General features: G+C 41.5%; 16 protein-coding genes. 6 read left to right on the top strand and 10 right to left on the bottom strand.

What is annotated here, in order from left to right; all coding sequences use genetic code 11:
- Positions 1-125 precede the first annotated feature (125 nt).
- From ID12_RS09930 to ID12_RS09905, 6 genes are all read right to left on the bottom strand, one after another.
- On the bottom strand, positions 126-1,070 hold the full coding sequence (locus tag ID12_RS09930) for a siderophore ABC transporter substrate-binding protein (RefSeq protein WP_050827120.1): 945 nt from the start codon (positions 1,068-1,070) through the stop codon (positions 126-128).
- A gap of 22 nt (positions 1,071-1,092) precedes the next feature.
- A complete protein-coding gene (locus tag ID12_RS09925; protein ID WP_050827119.1) occupies positions 1,093-1,851 on the bottom strand; it encodes an iron ABC transporter ATP-binding protein in 759 nt (252 codons plus the stop codon).
- Positions 1,842-2,792: an iron chelate uptake ABC transporter family permease subunit gene (locus tag ID12_RS09920; RefSeq protein WP_050827118.1), complete on the bottom strand. Its 951-nt coding sequence runs from the start codon at positions 2,790-2,792 to the stop codon at positions 1,842-1,844. The genes ID12_RS09925 and ID12_RS09920 overlap by 10 nt, the downstream gene beginning before the upstream one ends.
- Entirely contained in the window at positions 2,785-3,735 is a 951-nt protein-coding gene (locus tag ID12_RS09915) for an ABC transporter permease (RefSeq protein ID WP_017366964.1), read from the bottom strand. Before ID12_RS09915 ends, ID12_RS09920 begins: the two co-directional genes overlap by 8 nt.
- A 158-nt stretch (positions 3,736-3,893) precedes the next feature.
- Positions 3,894-4,172 carry a barstar family protein gene (locus ID12_RS09910; protein ID WP_039963454.1) on the bottom strand — a complete coding sequence of 93 codons (279 nt, stop codon included), beginning with the start codon at positions 4,170-4,172 and terminating at the stop codon, positions 3,894-3,896.
- 62 nt (positions 4,173-4,234) lie between these two features.
- Positions 4,235-5,404 carry an MFS transporter gene (locus ID12_RS09905; RefSeq protein ID WP_050827117.1) on the bottom strand — a complete coding sequence of 390 codons (1,170 nt, stop codon included), beginning with the start codon at positions 5,402-5,404 and terminating at the stop codon, positions 4,235-4,237.
- Positions 5,405-5,547: 143 nt separating this feature from the next.
- Between ID12_RS09905 and pdxR the strand changes: the two genes are divergently transcribed.
- Positions 5,548-6,987 (top strand): MocR-like pyridoxine biosynthesis transcription factor PdxR, encoded by a 1,440-nt coding sequence (gene pdxR, locus ID12_RS09900; protein ID WP_050827116.1) that lies wholly within the window; start codon positions 5,548-5,550, stop codon positions 6,985-6,987.
- A gap of 30 nt (positions 6,988-7,017) precedes the next feature.
- Here the strand turns inward: pdxR and ID12_RS09895 are convergent, their stop codons facing one another.
- The 3 genes from ID12_RS09895 to ID12_RS09885 form a co-directional block, all read right to left on the bottom strand.
- Positions 7,018-7,500 carry a hypothetical protein gene (locus tag ID12_RS09895; protein ID WP_019743337.1) on the bottom strand — a complete coding sequence of 161 codons (483 nt, stop codon included), beginning with the start codon at positions 7,498-7,500 and terminating at the stop codon, positions 7,018-7,020.
- Positions 7,501-7,801: 301 nt separating this feature from the next.
- On the bottom strand, positions 7,802-8,908 hold the full coding sequence (locus ID12_RS09890; protein ID WP_050827682.1) for a D-TA family PLP-dependent enzyme: 1,107 nt from the start codon (positions 8,906-8,908) through the stop codon (positions 7,802-7,804).
- 143 nt (positions 8,909-9,051) lie between these two features.
- Complete coding sequence (locus ID12_RS09885) at positions 9,052-9,630, bottom strand: competence protein ComK (RefSeq protein WP_017366958.1); 579 nt, start codon at positions 9,628-9,630, stop codon at positions 9,052-9,054.
- Positions 9,631-9,919: 289 nt separating this feature from the next.
- On the opposite strand from ID12_RS09885, the gene ID12_RS09880 reads away from it, so the two are divergent.
- Positions 9,920-10,156 carry an IDEAL domain-containing protein gene (locus tag ID12_RS09880; protein WP_050827115.1) on the top strand — a complete coding sequence of 79 codons (237 nt, stop codon included), beginning with the start codon at positions 9,920-9,922 and terminating at the stop codon, positions 10,154-10,156.
- A gap of 58 nt (positions 10,157-10,214) precedes the next feature.
- On the opposite strand, the gene ID12_RS09875 is transcribed toward ID12_RS09880, so the two are convergent.
- Positions 10,215-11,075, bottom strand: a complete 861-nt coding sequence (locus tag ID12_RS09875; protein ID WP_050827114.1) for an SDR family oxidoreductase — start codon at positions 11,073-11,075, stop codon at positions 10,215-10,217.
- 142 nt (positions 11,076-11,217) lie between these two features.
- On the opposite strand from ID12_RS09875, the gene ID12_RS09870 reads away from it, so the two are divergent.
- The 4 genes from ID12_RS09870 to ID12_RS09855 all read left to right on the top strand — a co-directional run bounded on the left by ID12_RS09870 (position 11,218) and on the right by ID12_RS09855 (position 16,315).
- Positions 11,218-12,750, top strand: a complete 1,533-nt coding sequence (locus ID12_RS09870; RefSeq protein ID WP_050827113.1) for an FAD-dependent oxidoreductase — start codon at positions 11,218-11,220, stop codon at positions 12,748-12,750.
- A gap of 25 nt (positions 12,751-12,775) precedes the next feature.
- Positions 12,776-14,137 carry a globin-coupled sensor protein gene (locus tag ID12_RS09865; RefSeq protein WP_419761247.1) on the top strand — a complete coding sequence of 454 codons (1,362 nt, stop codon included), beginning with the start codon at positions 12,776-12,778 and terminating at the stop codon, positions 14,135-14,137.
- A gap of 61 nt (positions 14,138-14,198) precedes the next feature.
- Positions 14,199-14,783 (top strand): histidine phosphatase family protein, encoded by a 585-nt coding sequence (locus ID12_RS09860; protein ID WP_050827111.1) that lies wholly within the window; start codon positions 14,199-14,201, stop codon positions 14,781-14,783.
- A gap of 386 nt (positions 14,784-15,169) precedes the next feature.
- Positions 15,170-16,315, top strand: coding sequence for a serine alkaline protease SapB (locus tag ID12_RS09855; protein WP_039962807.1), 1,146 nt, complete (start codon positions 15,170-15,172; stop codon positions 16,313-16,315).
- The last annotated feature ends 33 nt before the right edge of the window (positions 16,316-16,348 follow it).

Raw genomic sequence — 16,348 nt, 5'->3', positions numbered from 1 at the left:
TCACTCTATCTTAGTCTCACAATGTAGGTTCCACTATAACATATTTTGATGAAAGTTTCCTGCACGCAACATATTTTTATGTATCCACAATAAAAAACTGCTCGATAGGAGCAGCTTTTCATCCATTACTTTTGTTCAATTCCTTTTTTCACTTCATCAATCATCGCATTCAATGATTCAAGGCCGCCGCCTGCTAAATACCACATGTCAGAGTTTAAATACACCACATGATTGTTTTTAACCGCTTTGACTGATTTCACATAATCATTTTCAACAAGCTGTTTCGCAGACGTTTCTTCTCCAATCGCCGCACCGCGATCCACGACAAATAAGTAATCTGGATTCGTTTTGACCATATACTCATACGAAATGCTTTGTCCGTGTTTATCAGATGGCTCTAGCTTTTGATCTGCTGGTGTGATCCCAAATACATCATGGATCAGACCATATCTTGACTTAGGACCAAATGCCGTCATTTTGCTGTCGTTCGCCATGATGACGAGACCATTTTTCTTTAACTCTTTTGCTTGTTTCTTTAATGCATCTACTTTTTGATCAATAGCAGAAAGTTCTTTTTTGACTTTGTCTTCCTTATCAAAAATCTTCCCTAACGTCTCAGCATTCTTTTTAAATGAATCCATATAGTTTGCATTATCTACATCCATATAAATCGTCGGAGCAATTTCAGAAAATTCATCAAATGCATCTGCTTGACGGTGCTGAATAATGATCAAGTCAGGCTTCATCTCTGCAATTTTCTCAAAGTTTGGCTCTTTTAACCCGCCGACATTTTCATATTTGTCACTTTCATATTTAGATAAATAGTGAGGAATCACTTGTTTTGGTAAGGCTGTCACGTTGACACCAAGCTTATCAAGTGTATCGAGACTTCCCATATCAAAAACGACGACTTTTTTCGGGTTTTTCTTGATCTTCACACCGTCTTTATTCAACATATCCTTTACTGTTACGGTTTCCTCATTCGTTCCCGCTGTTTTCCCTTGGTTACCACAGGCAGCAAGGACAGCAATCGCTGTTAGTACTGTTATCATCCAAATCCATTTTTTCATGATTGATCACCTCTTCATTTTTTCAAGAAAAATATAAGCAAATACGCTCACCACGAATGACTTCGATCGGTATGCGCATGTCATAAATGTGTTCAAGTGCTTCTGTTTGAATCACTTCATCAACGCTTCCTTCTTTGATCACCTGACCCTCTTTTAAGGCAACGATGTGATCTGAATAGACAGATGCAAAGTTAATATCATGGAGAACAACAACAATCGTTTTTCCAAGATCTTTCACGAGCTGCTGAAACAGCTTCATCATTTCAACTGAATGGTTCATATCTAAATTATTTAAAGGCTCATCTAAGAAAATATAATCCGTATCCTGAGCCAGCACCATGGCAATAAAGGCTCTCTGCCTTTGTCCGCCGCTTAGTTCATCTAAATATTGATGCTGAATTTCGACGAGTCTCATGTATTGAAGCGACACATCAATCATGTTCTCATCTTCTTTTGTCAAGTGGCCTTGTGAGTAAGGAAAGCGGCCAAAGCTGACAAGCTCACGAACGGTCAGACGCACACTCATGTGGTTCGACTGCTTCAAGATGCTCATTTTTTTCGCAAGCTCCTGAGGAGAGTATGCACGATAAGGTTTGTCCTCTAAATAAGCTGCCCCTGTATCAGGTTGAATCAGGCGGCTCATGATGGACAAAAGCGTACTTTTGCCTGCGCCATTTGGACCAATGAGAGAGGTCAGCTGTCCTTTTTTTACACTGACAGTTGTTTCGTGAAGCACTGTTTTTCCGTTATATGTCTTACTGACTCCCTTCATCACGACCATGAACGACTCTCCTTTAAAAGTAGATAAATAAAATACAGTCCGCCGACTAAATCAATCAGCACACTAAGCGGTGTTTGAAACGTAAATACCTTTTCCACAAGAAATTCCCCGCCTACAAGCGCAATAATACTAATGAAAAACGAGCCTAATAGCAAGTACGTGTGCCGATATGTACGAAACAGCTCTCTTGCCACATTTACAACGAGTAAGCCAAGAAACGTAATCGGGCCAACGAGGGCGGTCGCAATAGAAACAAGGACAGCAATGACGATCAGCATCTTTTTTGTGATCCCGTCATAGTCAATCCCGAGATTCACAGCCTGTTCCTTTCCTAACGACATGACATCTAATTTCGCGCGGAAGGTCCATATATAAAGACAAAGTGCCGCAAATAAAAGAGAAGCGAAGAGTAAAATATCTGTGTTCATGTGATTAAAACTGGCAAAGGACTTGTCCTGTACGACTTGGTATTCATTCGGGTCAATGAGCATTTCCATAAAGGAAGAAAGACTTTTGAACAATGTTCCAAACACAATCCCGACAAGCAGGAGTAAGAAAATATGCTTGTTTTTGCGTTTGAACATGACCGTATAGAGCAGCACAGAAAAAAGAATCATTAATCCAACGCAGAGAAAGAAATTCAGGTTCTTATTCGCGATCATCAAGTTGGTCGATCCAAAAAGATAAATAATCGCCGTTTGCAAAAACAAGTAAAGCGCGTCTAACCCTAAAATGCTTGGCGTTAAGATTCGGTTGTTGGTCAATGTTTGAAATACAACAGAGGAAAAGGCAATCGCGCCTCCTGTCAAAGTCATGGCAAGCACCTTTTTTAAACGGCTCGGCACTGTGTACTCCCAGTACCCCATTTGAAAGGTGACGAAGATGACAATGAATACGGCTGCAATGGCTGCAATGAGAAATAATGTTCGTTTCTTATGCATAGCGCTTCCTCCTTAATAACATGTACAGGAAGATCGCACTTCCAATAATGCCGACCATAAGCCCGACAGATATTTCATATGGATAAATGATCACCCGTCCGAGTACATCACATATGAGCACAAAAATGGCCCCTAATAAAGCCGTATGCGGCAGGCTCTTTTTCAAGTGATCCCCTCGGTAGATCGATACAATATTCGGAATGATTAAGCCGAGGAAAGGTAGCATGCCAACAGTCAAAATCGTTACAGAAGTAATCATCGAAACAATCACCAAACCAACTGCCATGACACGTTTATACGTTAAACCTAAATTGACGGCAAAGCTCTCACCCATACCAGCCACTGTAAAGCGGTCAGCATATAAATACGCGATGATCAATAGAGGAACACTCACATAGAGTAGTTCATAACGTCCCTGAACAATAAGAGAAAAATCCCCTTGCAGCCATGCGGATACGTTTTGGATCAAATCATATTTATAGGCTATAAACGTGGAAATTGAACTAACAATTCCGCCAAACATTAAGCCGACTAACGGTACGTAGATCGTATCGTTCACCTTAATATGGCGTAGAATTTTTAAGAATAATAGATTGCCAGCTAACGTAAATAAAAACGCAATCGCCATTTTCATCAGCGGGCTTGCCTGTGTAAAAACAAGCATAGCGGTTAAAATACCCAGCTTGGCCCAATCCATTGTTCCTGCAGTCGTTGGAGAGACAAATTTATTTCTCGTCATGCTTTGCATGATAAAACCGCATAAGCTCAGGCTCATGCCAGCAAGCACAATACTCATCAGCCGCGGGATGCGACTTGAAAATAAGGTGTTCATTTGTTCATCTGATAGATGAAACAACTGTAAAAGAGACAGGTCCTGTACTCCGACAAACAGCGACGCACATGCCAAACACACAAACAACAAACTTAATTGGTACAACTTCATACAGGGTTCACACTTTCTATCAAGCTCTCTGCCACAAATGATTATCATTATCAATTAACGGCAGTTCATATATTATCATATTTAGTGAAATATTCAATAGTAGAATGAGAAAGGGTGAAAACTGCATAAAAAAACAGCTTTTGGGATCAGCTGCTTTTTTACGCTTCAATATACAATTGAAACTGCCCTTGCAGTTCCTCTTCAGCCTCTTGAAATAACTGCCGCAAATTCTCTGCATAATCACCAAGCTCGTCTTTGCTTGCTTGATAGTGAATCCACGTGAGCTCTACAGGCATACTCACTTCTCCTGTTAAACAGTCCCAAAGGGCATCAAGATTTTTCCCGTAATGATCAGGAAGTTGTAACACTGTTTTTAGTTGATCATGAAGCTCCTCTTGTGATCTGCACATCGCACCATTTAGCTGTACTTTTTTCATTTCCCTCCTCCTCTTCTGTCTTTATTTTAAACGAATTGGAGAGGAAAGAGAAAGAATCCATTTCACTTTTGCCTCTCTCTGAAACTTAAACTAAACAAGATCAGACAGGCAGCCAACACGAGCATGAAAAAGAGCGTTAACACTGTCTGAGTACCGTACATATCAGCAAAGAGACCAACGAACACACTTGGTATGCCAAGACCTAGATACGCAAACAAGTAATATCCAGCAACGGCTCTAGCCGCTTCCTTCTTCTCTTTCTCAACAATCAGCTGGAGACCGCCTAAGTAAGTAAATCCATAGCAAGCTGTGCCCGCTAAAAGAGTTCCAGCAAGGACAAGGAATATAGACCCGCTATTAGCACCGAATAACAGCAGGCCATATCCGCACGGAAGACAAATAAAACCGATACGAAGCGCTGCACTGCTATTCATCTTTCGGACAAAAGGCTGCATCAGAACACCTGCCATATTAATAAAAAACAGCGCCGGGCCTACCCACAATTCATAGCCATTTAATTTAAGCTGTGCTGGCAAAATCGAAATGACAAGACCGCACACAGACCATGCGATAGCAATGGCTAAGTTGGCAGGCATTGTCCCTTTTGGAAACCTCGGCATGTTCATTAGCGGTTTACTTGCATCCCCTTGTACAGGCGGCACCAAAAAGAATACAGCAACAATCGTCAACATAATCAAGACCAACACAATCCAATAGCTAAGAGGCGTCAGTGACACTTGCTCAAAAGAAAGAATCGCTGTAAAAAGAGCACCTCCACCAAATCCAATTGAACTGCATAATGCGATAAACGTTGGGATCCAGCCCGATTTCTCTGGATATAAAGCAATCAAGTAGGCAGTACATGTGCCAACACTTAACCCAAGTCCCACTCCTTGCAGCAGCCGGGCGACAAAGAGCATTTGTATGGTCGGATGCACGATCATGAGCAGGGTGGCACATAATGAAAAGCAAAGAGCGATCAATAAAATCGGTTTTCGTCCAGCCCGGTCAGACATGCCGCCAAGTAACAGTAATACTGGAATCAGTCCGAAAACATACGCAGCAAACACAAGGGCTGTTGACGCCTTTCCGTATCCTGCCTGCTCTGCATATTCCGTATAAAGAGGGACTTGCAGGTTCACTGCTGTTGTAATCATAAAAAGGCTAAATAAAACGAACACAAACGGAATCATGGATAGCTGTGCTGTTTCTTCTTTTGATGCAGGAATCATGGGACTCTCTCCTCTGTGTAAATGATATGAACCAGTGTACACATCATTTGGATTTCTTCCCACATCCAAAAATGAAGCTATTGACCAGTCCATAATTCCATGTCATCATCAATGATGACATGACAAAGGAAAGAAGGTGCACTGTGTACATTCATTTAGACCGTTCCAGCTCTACCCCGCTCTGGCAGCAAATCGTCAATGGCATCATTCAAAAAATTCATACAAACACACTGAATCCTGATGATCAGTTGACTCCGACAAGAGTATTAGCACAAGAGCTCAACGTATCTCGATCCACCGTACAGCTTGCCTATGATGAACTGCTGGCAAGAGGCTATGTCAGCACCTCTAGAAGAGGCGGGACAAAGGTCATTTCAAGTGATCACTATGCTGCTTCTCCCCCACATCAAAACGAACCGCCTTTTGCACTTCCGACAAGACCTCACTTTGACGAGGCTGAAAAACAAATGGATCACTGGCTCTCGGCCAATCAATTTCATGACACACTTGAGATTGATTTCCGCCATCAAGAACCAGCCATCGATGACCATTTTCAAAACATATGGAAACGCTCGCTTCTAAAAGCACTACAGCGCTTAAATATGAAGGATTGGGGCTATTCTTCTCCGCATGGATTATGGGAAGTGCGTTCAGAAATTCGCCAATACTTATCGGTTGAACGCGGCATTGATATAGAAGAAGACCAAATGGTGTTAACAGGGGGCACACAGCAAGCCATTGACTTGATTTCACAAGTCATGCTCAAAAAAGGAGATACAGTCGCTGTTGAAGATCCTGGTTTTCCTGGAGCTAGGTTGTCCTTTCTACATCGCGAAATGAATATTTACCCCGCACCAGTCGATGAAGAAGGAATGATGGTGAATACATTGCCAGAACGTACAAAGCTGATCGCTGTAACGCCCTCTCATCAGCGGCCAACCGGTGTCTGTATGAGCGTCAATAGAAGACGGGAGCTGCTGCAGTTTGCTGCGAAGGCTCAATCTTACATATTAGAAGATGATTTTGATGGGGATTATCGTTATCATGGCGGACCGCTTCCTTCTTTATTTTCAGAAGCACCCGATCATGTGATCTATATTGTCAGTTTTTCCAAGGTACTTGCTCCAGGCATCCGCCTTGCTGCCATCATCGGCTCCAAAGCAGTCATCAAAGAAATCGCTGCACTGCAATCACTTATTCAAAGACAGCTGCCGATCATGGAGCAAATCACTCTTGCCTCTTTTTTCAGAGAAGGAGAGTTTACGCGATATGTCAGGCGGATGAGACAGGTGTATAAAAAACGGCAGGCAGCGATGATGGATGCTCTTTTGACACATCACTTTGACAAACACTTCCGTTTATATGGAACCGATACAGGCCTTCACGTCTTTTTAGAAGGAACATCAGACTTTGATGAACAAGGCACGATTGAGGCCGCAAAAGCGGCAGGTGTCGGCATTTATCCATTAAGCCCCTATTGTTATGAAAGCAAAAGGAAAGGGTTGCTGCTTGGTTTTGCCTGTACGGATGAAGCCATGATTCAAGAAGGTGTACGCCGATTAAAGCAAACACTGCACATCTAAAAAAGCCTGGAAGTCTCTCTTCCAGGCTTTTCATTGTGATTGCTGAACGTTTCCTACTTCTTCAATGAAAGAGGCTGTCTCTTGCAATCCATTTTGAAAATGTTGAGTTGCTGACATAAACAGCTTTTCTTGATCAGGACGCTTCAACAGCTGCTCTACCTTGCTCATTCCTTTTTCAAATGAAGCAAGACCTGTCTTTAATTGTTTGTCTGCCTTTTGATACACAGCTGGCACTTCTTGATGAGTAAGCCCTTTTTGAATGACACGGTCGAATGCTTTCGTCGCTTTTGTCAATTTTTCATTTACTTGAATTTTTCCATGTCCATCTGAAATAAATTGATCGGTCATGTTTTCATATGCTTCATTTAACTCATCCATATAACGCTGAACCCATTGTTCATACGCAGCTTCTTTTGTGTTTTGTTTTGAAGGCGGCTGACCTGCTTGATTGCAGGCCGTGAGTAGTGTCACTGTCACGGTAAATAGCAGCATCAAATGCCATCGTTTTTTCATACAGGGCCCCCATTTCTCTTTCCCATTTGTTCATATCGGTCAAATATGATCAACTTTTACCTCATACGAACACATTGCAAGAAATGACTTGTTTTTATTGTAACAGACCGCATGTATCACTTCTGTGATTTATGCGGAAATGAATGAAAATCCTTCTAATGGTTCACATTTCCCTGCCATTTCATGATGATACAGTCAATAGACGACGAGAGAGGCACGTTTGGTTTCAATCTATTTCATCTTCGTCATTTTTAATCAAATAAAAAAGACCCCTTTCGGCGCCTTTTATGATCCTACCAATTTATTGCAACTTTCCTTTACAAGCAATCTCCAGCTCTTCTACCACTTCACCATCTTGAATGAGGTATGCTTTTTCATGAAGATTCACAGCAGGACAGATGTGATTCGGAATAATTTGCACCTTCTCACCGATCTGTACACTTTGACGAAAGCCTTCATGATAGATAATGGCATGCTCGTCAAATACGCTTGAAACAAATACATCATCATATTCTTTCACTTTGCCTAAGCCCTCTGTTTTCGTCAGCCCTTTTGTACGTGTTTGTGCCGTCAGCCCCTTGGCCCCTACATCTGTAATCACCCGGCGCTCTGTCGGTTTACTAATGACCGTCGTCAGCACAGATGCTGCACAATGTGAATATGTGCCGATTACATTGGACTGGGAAGCATCCATCAAGATGTATGTGCCTGGCCGTATTTCTGTGACTCCTTTTGGGATATCAAATTGAAATAAAAATGGCGGTGTTGATCCAATACTGACGACCTCTAGCGGCATACCAGCTTTTTCTGCAATCTGCGCAAAACGGAGCGTTCGATTTACAGCCTCCTTGTATAATGTCCGGCAATGTGCTTTACTTTCCGCTTGATACGTATGACCATCATGAGAAAAAATCCCCTTTAAATGAACGGCATCACTTGTTTGAATCGCCTCTAATATGTGGCAGAAATCACGTTCTTCAATGACACCAGACCTTCCCTCTCCAACCTCTATCTCAATTAAAACCTCCGCTTTTTTCTCTGATTCACGAAAGACTTGCTCAATCTGCTTCACATGCTCAACACAATCTATACCAAAAGAAATCTGTATCGACTCTGCCAGTTTGCGAATCCGCTTGAGTTTAGTCTCACCTACAATTTGATTGGCGATAAAAATATCCTTGAGCCCATGGGCTGCCATTACTTCAGCCTCTCCTACTTTCGCCACCGTAATGCCAGATGCACCTTTCTCTTCCTGCAGCTTGGCAAGTGCAGGCGTTTTATGCGTTTTCGTATGAGGGCGCAATTTGACATGCTGACGGTCTGCGTATTGCTGCATCGCCGCTACATTCTCCATCATCACCCGTTTATCAATGAGTAGTGCCGGCGTATCCAGCTCTTCATACATCATCCCCATGACCCCTTTCACTGTATAAAAAATTATACGATATAGATAAATTATATATTTTTTTATACGATAATCAATGGTTTTTTCTGCAAAAAAGTGATGGCGATGAGTAAGCAGTCCAGCGGCTGTCTGCCGCTGGTCTCTCACTAATAACGATTACGAAGTTCTCTTAAGATAAAATCATACACAAGGTTGAGCTGCTGTTCCTTTGGATACAGCATAAATTCTTGTTTCTTAGGAAGACCTCCATCAAGTCGATCTTGAAATTTCGTTCGAAGATACGCTGTTCGGTGTACCTGACTCTCAAATGACTTATATGAGACATCTAGTTTGACCGATTGCTCATTTGTAAAAGTAACAACCGTGTCTCCGAGGGATGATTCCTGAAAGATATGAATGTATTTGTGGGAGATCCATCCGCATTGAGGGCGGTTGGATGAATAGGTTGGGAAGAAATACAGATGATTGGATGAGTCAATCACGATGGGTGGCTTGTGGGAAATTCCTGTTACTTCGTATGTTCCCGCTTTTCTGCCTGCATAGCTTGAGCCAAAGAACCTGCAACTGCGTTCTATAATTTGCAGCGGCTTTAATTCAACGTAAAAGCTTGTCTCTCTTTCGATCACTTTTGAATATACTCGTTTTCCTTCTTCAACCGGAAGGACCGCCATTGTTGTTTGATTAATGACGTATGAATCTAATGGTGTTTCACTAATTCCTGACACTTCATTTCCTCCTGTGTTAATTTTTGGTTATTTTAGATACTATTAATCTATCACCAACGTATAAGAAACGGCAGGATTTTTTCAATATTTATTTAAAATCATCTTTTTATCATATTTTTTAGTACATTCGATCTATCTAAAAGCCATTTTTAAAGATATATCGTATCTTGTCGACTGGACAAGGGGTGTTGATATGGCTCAAAAATAAATTGTCTAAAAATTATAAATTCTTGTTGATTTTTTCTCCGCCAATCCATATACTATAAAAAAGGCATCGGGGGGATTCTTTATGAAAGAGAAAAAAACGTATGCTGAGCTCATGAAGTCCCGCAACACCCAAAAAACCGAAGAGAATGGCGTTACTATTTTAGACATTTATATTCAAATGGTTTTAGATGAGGCGCTTTATAAACAGCGCTTAACCTTCCTTAGAGAAGAGATTGACAAGGCGCTAGATCAGCGTGATGAAAAGCATTTTAATGACCTGTCAGCTCAATATGCAGAACATTGCTTACATCAATCATGATGATTTTACTTGCGGCAGAGAGACAAAAGCTTGTCTCTTTACCGCAAGTTTTTTGTTTTTATCCATTTAATATGGTTCCGCCATTCACATGAATCATTTGTCCATTCATATAAGAAGAGTCTTCGCTCGCTAAAAATAAATAACTCGGCGCTAACTCTACTGGCTCACCAGGCCGCTCCATTGGGACATCTCCACCAAATTCAGACACTTCCTTTTCCGTAAATGTGGATGGAATCAGCGGTGTCCAAATCGGTCCAGGCGCTACCCCATTTACCCGAATCCCTTGTTTGATAAGAGATAGAGATAATGATCTTGTAAACGTTACAACCGCCCCTTTTGTCGATGAATAATCAATTAAGGTTTCATGACCTTTATAAGCAGTGACCGATGCTGTATTAATAATACTGCTTCCTTTCTTTAAATGAGGGAGCACCGCTTTTGTTAAATAGAACATGGCAAAGATATTCGTTTGAAATGTCCGAAGAAGCTGGTGAGAGGTAATCTGTTCAATGCTTTTTTGCGGATGCTGTTCACCTGCGTTGTTGACCAAAATATCAATCGAACCGAAAGCATCTTTTGTTTTTTTGACGACCTCGTTTGAAAAAGCTTCATCCCCTAGGTCACCTGCTATTAAAATGACGCGGCCTCCCATCTTTTCAATATAGTCCTTCGTTTCTTCCGCATCGCGATGTTCATTCAAATAAACAATTGCTACATTGGCTCCTTCTTTCGCAAATAAGACAGATACTGCTCTTCCAATCCCGCTGTCTCCACCTGTGACAATCGCCGTTTTCCCTGTCAGCTTTTTGCCTTGCACCTCTCGATCAAAGATAGGTCTAGGGTTCATTTTATATTCAAGTCCTGGACGTTCGTTCTGATGCTGAGGCGGTAACGTTTTCTTTGGCTGCTTTGTTGACACGTCAGTCCACTCCTTCCTTTTTATCTCGTTTATTTTTATGTGTTGCTCATTTTTTTATGTATTTCGCTCTTGTTTCCATTAAAATGTATGATTTTCAGCATCGTGGAAAAATTATACACAACAAGTGACTGGAGGCGACAACATGGAACAAGAACATAAAGGATCGGAACAAGCAAAGTCGTTATGGCTAGCTGATAGTGAGAAGCCCTCTTTTCCTACTGTCAGCGAAGATCTTACAGCAGATGTCATCATTGTCGGTGCCGGTATTACAGGTATCGCTACTGCATTTGAAATGACAGAACGCGGGCTGGATGTCATCATCATAGATGCTGATCAAGTATTGCAAGGAACCACTGGACATACGACAGCGAAAATTACCTCCCAGCATGATGTTTACTATCATGAGCTGATTCAGCATATTGGTATGCCGAAAGCCCGTTTATATGTAGAAGCAAATGAAAAAGCAAAGGAACACATCCAAGCACGTGTGAAAGAGTATGACATTGATTGTCATCTTGAGGTAAAAGATGCTTACCTTTATACAACAGAAGAAAACGGCGTCAAAAAGTTAAAGAAGGAATTAGATGCGTACAAACAGCTCGGTATCGATCGCGAATGGAAAACAGCGCTCCCGTTTGATGCTGGCATCAAGGCAGCCCTCGCCATGACGCAGCAGGCACAATTTCATCCTCTTCATTATCTTCATGCACTGATTGATCAGCTCATTGACCGAGGCGTGCGCATATTTGAACAGACAACGGCAGTCGATGTAAAAGAAGGAAAACACCCTGCTGTCATCACAAAAAGTGGCCATCATCTGATGGGGCGCTCTATCATTTCATGCTCACACTTTCCTTTTTACGATGGCAAAGGACTGTATTTCACGCGAATCCATCCTGAGCAATCTTATGTCGTCGCAGCCAAAACAAAAAAACCGCTCCCAAACGGCATGTACTTAGGAATTGATCAGCCTGCCCATTCATTAAGAACGGCGAAATTCCATGGAGAAGATGTCGTGCTCATCGGTGGACAAGGCCATAAAACCGGACAAGGCGGAGATGAATCCGCACACTATGAAGCACTAGAAAAGTTTGGTGAAGCCACCCTTGGCATAAAGGAAGTCCTTTACCGCTGGTCCACACATGATATGGTCACAATGGATCAAATTCCTTATATTGGCCGCCTGACAAAACATCATTCGAATATTTTTGTGGCAACAGGCTTTAGAAAATGGGGCATGACCACAAGCCACGTAGCAGCGACACTGATCGGAGATTTGATCGAAGGAAAATCGAATCCTTACGAATCCCTCTTTACTCCATCAAGACTCGTGTCAGACGCATTCGTAAAAGACTTTATCAAAGAAAACACCAATGTTGCAGCGAAGCTGATCAGTGGTAAATTAAAGCGAGCTGATCAAACAATTGATGATTTAAAACCGGGGGAAGGCGGGATTGTGTCTTATGAGCATAAAAAATGTGGCGCTTTTAAGTCAGAGGACGGAGATATCTTTCTTGTCGATACAACCTGTACTCACTTAGGCTGTGAAGTCGCGTGGAATAATAGTGACCGCACGTGGGACTGTCCTTGTCACGGGTCTCGTTTCTCCATTACGGGAGAAGTAGTAGAAGGTCCGGCGAAAAAACCACTAAAAAGGTCATATAAAGAACAGTAAAATTTCACTGTTTTCCCTTTAAAAAATCCAATATTATCCGATAAAAAACATAAAGTCTGATATTTTTGATGATCATGGGGGGACAAACACATTGTTATTTAAAAAAGAGAGTAAAAAGAAAAACACTGCTTTTTTCACACAGCAGGATGATGGGATAAAACGAATCAATTTTCCGGAGAATACGGACATTGCCAAACAAATTAAAATGATTGATTTGACGCAGCAAGACCTTTTTATCTTGAAACAGCTAAATCCAATCGTTCAAGATGAAATTGAACATATCGTCGATAAATTTTATAAAAACCTAGAAGTCGAGTCTTCCTTGATGCACATCATTCAAGATAACAGCTCAGTCGAGCGTCTAAAGAAAACACTACGCATTCATATTAGTGAAATGTTTGCCGGTGTGATTGACGAATCTTATGTGGCCAAAAGAATTAAAATTGCACAAGTTCATTTAAGAATTGGGCTTCAACCTAAATGGTATATGGCAGCTTTCCAAGACCTATTGCTATCCATTATGGATTTATTTGCCCAGCATATCCAAGATTTCAAAGAATATCAGACGGCAGTGAAGGCGACGACGAAAATTTTAAATCTAGAGCAGCAGCTTGTCCTAGATACGTTCCAAAATGAATACTCTAAAGTTCGTGATGAAGCAGAACTACAGCAAAAAGAGCTTCATACAAAAATTACAGAAACATCTAATTCACTTGCTTCTCTCTTCTCAAACACAACAAATGCAGTGGACAAACTTGTATCAAAATCTGATGAGATGGCGGATATGTCACAGGCTGGCACAAAGATTTCAGCACAAGTTGAAGAGAAATCAATAGGCGGTAAAAAAGAGTTAGAAATTCAGCAGACGCAAATGAACCAAATTGACGGCAGTATGACAAAGATTGAAACAGAAATTAAACGCTTAGAAGAAATTGCGAAACAAATTGAACAAATTTTTGGGATCGTCACAGGTATTGCGGAGCAAACGAATTTACTATCTTTAAACGCTTCAATCGAATCAGCTCGAGCAGGTGAACATGGCAAAGGCTTTGCTGTCGTTGCAAACGAGGTTCGCAAATTATCAGAGGATACAAAGAAAACGGTTTCAACTGTATCTGAGCTCGTCAACAACACAAATTCACAAATCGCCATTGTGTCACAGCATATTGCTGACGTGAATTTACTTGTGACAGACAGTAAAGAAAAAATGACCCAAATCAACTCTCTATTCGATGATATCGTCAGCAGCATGAACTTAAGCAAAAACCAAAACGGAAAAATTGAAATAGATTTGCAAACATTCCTAAACGAATTGAAAGAAGTCAAACAAACAGTGTCCCAAGTGGCAAGTTCGGTCGAGTCCTTAACGAGTCTGACAAATCGCTGATCCAGTCATTCTTCTTCTGTTTTAGTATAATAGAAGAAAAGATAGAAAAGGCGGGATTTGATTGACAGCAATTTGCCTAGTCAGACACGGTGAAACCGATTGGAATGCAGCAAAACGAATTCAAGGACGAACAGATATCCCTTTAAATGACACTGGTAAATGGCAAGCGGAACAAACCGGTCTTTACCTAAAAGATGCCCACTGGGATGTTGTCATTTCTAGTCCGCTATCAAGGGCAAAAGAAACAGCTCATTTGATTTTACAGCATGTACATGCACCGCTCGTGATCATGGACGATTTTATTGAACGTGATTATGGCGACGCTGAAGGCATGTCATTTGAGGAACGTCAGAAGCTGTTTCCTAATAAACAGTATCCAAATATGGAACCACTATCGGCACTTCAAGATCGAATGCTAGAAGGTATTGAAAAAGTGAGAGCAACCTACCCAGATAAACGGGTACTAATCGTGGCACACGGGGCTGCCATCCATGCCTTACTCACCGCACTAGCTGACGAACATATGGGTATTCAGGACACTAGACTTGTCAATGCCTGCTTAAATTATGTGGAATGGACAGATGGTGAATGGAAGGTGAACGATTACAACGTGGTCAGCCATTTAACACAATCTGCCCCTTCTTAAAGAACCTGTTTCCAAAGCAGGTTCTTTTTCATGTCAAAAATAATGATAAAATAATATTTTTTTATATCGAAATTCGAAATAGATGATAGCCTTTTCTACCTATTTTAAGGCATTTCGGGTATCGAATGTTTATCCCCAAATAGATCATGAGAAAAAAAGCACGATTCCTTTTTAACAGAAAATCGTTGAAAATACACAATAAACATATTTTACCATAATTTCCAAGCGACTTAATTCCCTATTTTTCGCTAGGACTTCCACAAAAATTCAGGTCTACTCTTATTTGCCTACCTCCATTAAACTGAAAATACAGAATAATCAAACGGATCATTCTTATAGACTACGGATGATTATTCTGAAATAAGAAAAAGGGATGTGGAATGTGCGTGAAAAAGAAAAATGTGATGACAAGTGTTTTATTGGCTGTCCCTCTTCTGTTTTCAGCAGGGTTTGGAGGCTCGATGGCAAATGCCGAGACTGCCTCAAAGTCAGAAAGTGAAAAAAGCTATATCGTTGGCTTTAAAGCTTCTGCCACCACAAACAGCTCTAAGAAACAAGCAGTGACACAAAATGGTGGGAAATTAGAAAAACAATACCGCCTCATTAATGCTGCACAAGTGAAGATGTCTGAACAAGCCGCAAAAAAACTTGAACACGACCCTAGCATTGCTTATGTAGAAGAAGACCACAAAGCAGAAGCATATGCACAAACCGTCCCTTATGGTATCCCTCAAATCAAAGCTCCAGCCGTACACGCTCAAGGTTATAAAGGTGCTAACGTCAAAGTAGCTGTCCTTGATACTGGAATCCACGCCGCACACCCTGACTTAAATGTTGCAGGCGGTGCTAGCTTCGTCCCTTCAGAGCCAAATGCCACACAAGACTTTCAATCACACGGAACTCACGTAGCCGGAACCATTGCTGCCCTTGATAACACGATTGGTGTTCTTGGGGTTGCGCCAAGCGCCTCCTTGTATGCCGTTAAAGTGTTAGATCGAAACGGAGATGGACAATACAGCTGGATTATCAGCGGTATTGAATGGGCTGTTGCCAATAACATGGATGTCATCAATATGAGCTTAGGCGGCCCAAGCGGATCCACAGCGCTTAAAAATGCTGTAGACACAGCGAATAACCGCGGAGTAGTTGTCGTTGCCGCAGCAGGGAATTCAGGTTCAACTGGCTCTACTAGCACCGTTGGCTATCCTGCTAAATACGACTCAACCATTGCTGTTGCCAACGTGAACAGCAACAATGTCAGAAACTCGTCTTCAAGCGCAGGTCCTGAATTAGATGTTTCTGCACCTGGTACATCTATTTTAAGTACAGTACCAAGCAGTGGATATACATCTTATACGGGAACATCGATGGCATCTCCTCATGTAGCAGGAGCAGCAGCGCTTATCCTTTCTAAGTATCCGAATCTATCAACTTCTCAGGTTCGTCAGCGCTTAGAAAATACAGCAACACCGCTTGGTAATTCGTTCTATTATGGAAAAGGATTGATTAACGTTCAAGCAGCTTCTAACTAAAATAAGTGTGACAAAAAAATCCGGCGAACTGAG

It is taken from the genome of Bacillus altitudinis (genome assembly GCF_001191605.1).
In the GTDB taxonomy this organism is placed as follows: Bacteria; Bacillota; Bacilli; order Bacillales; family Bacillaceae; genus Bacillus; species Bacillus altitudinis.
Note: the sequence above shows the minus strand (reverse complement) of the source record. Positions and strands in the feature narration are given on the sequence as shown.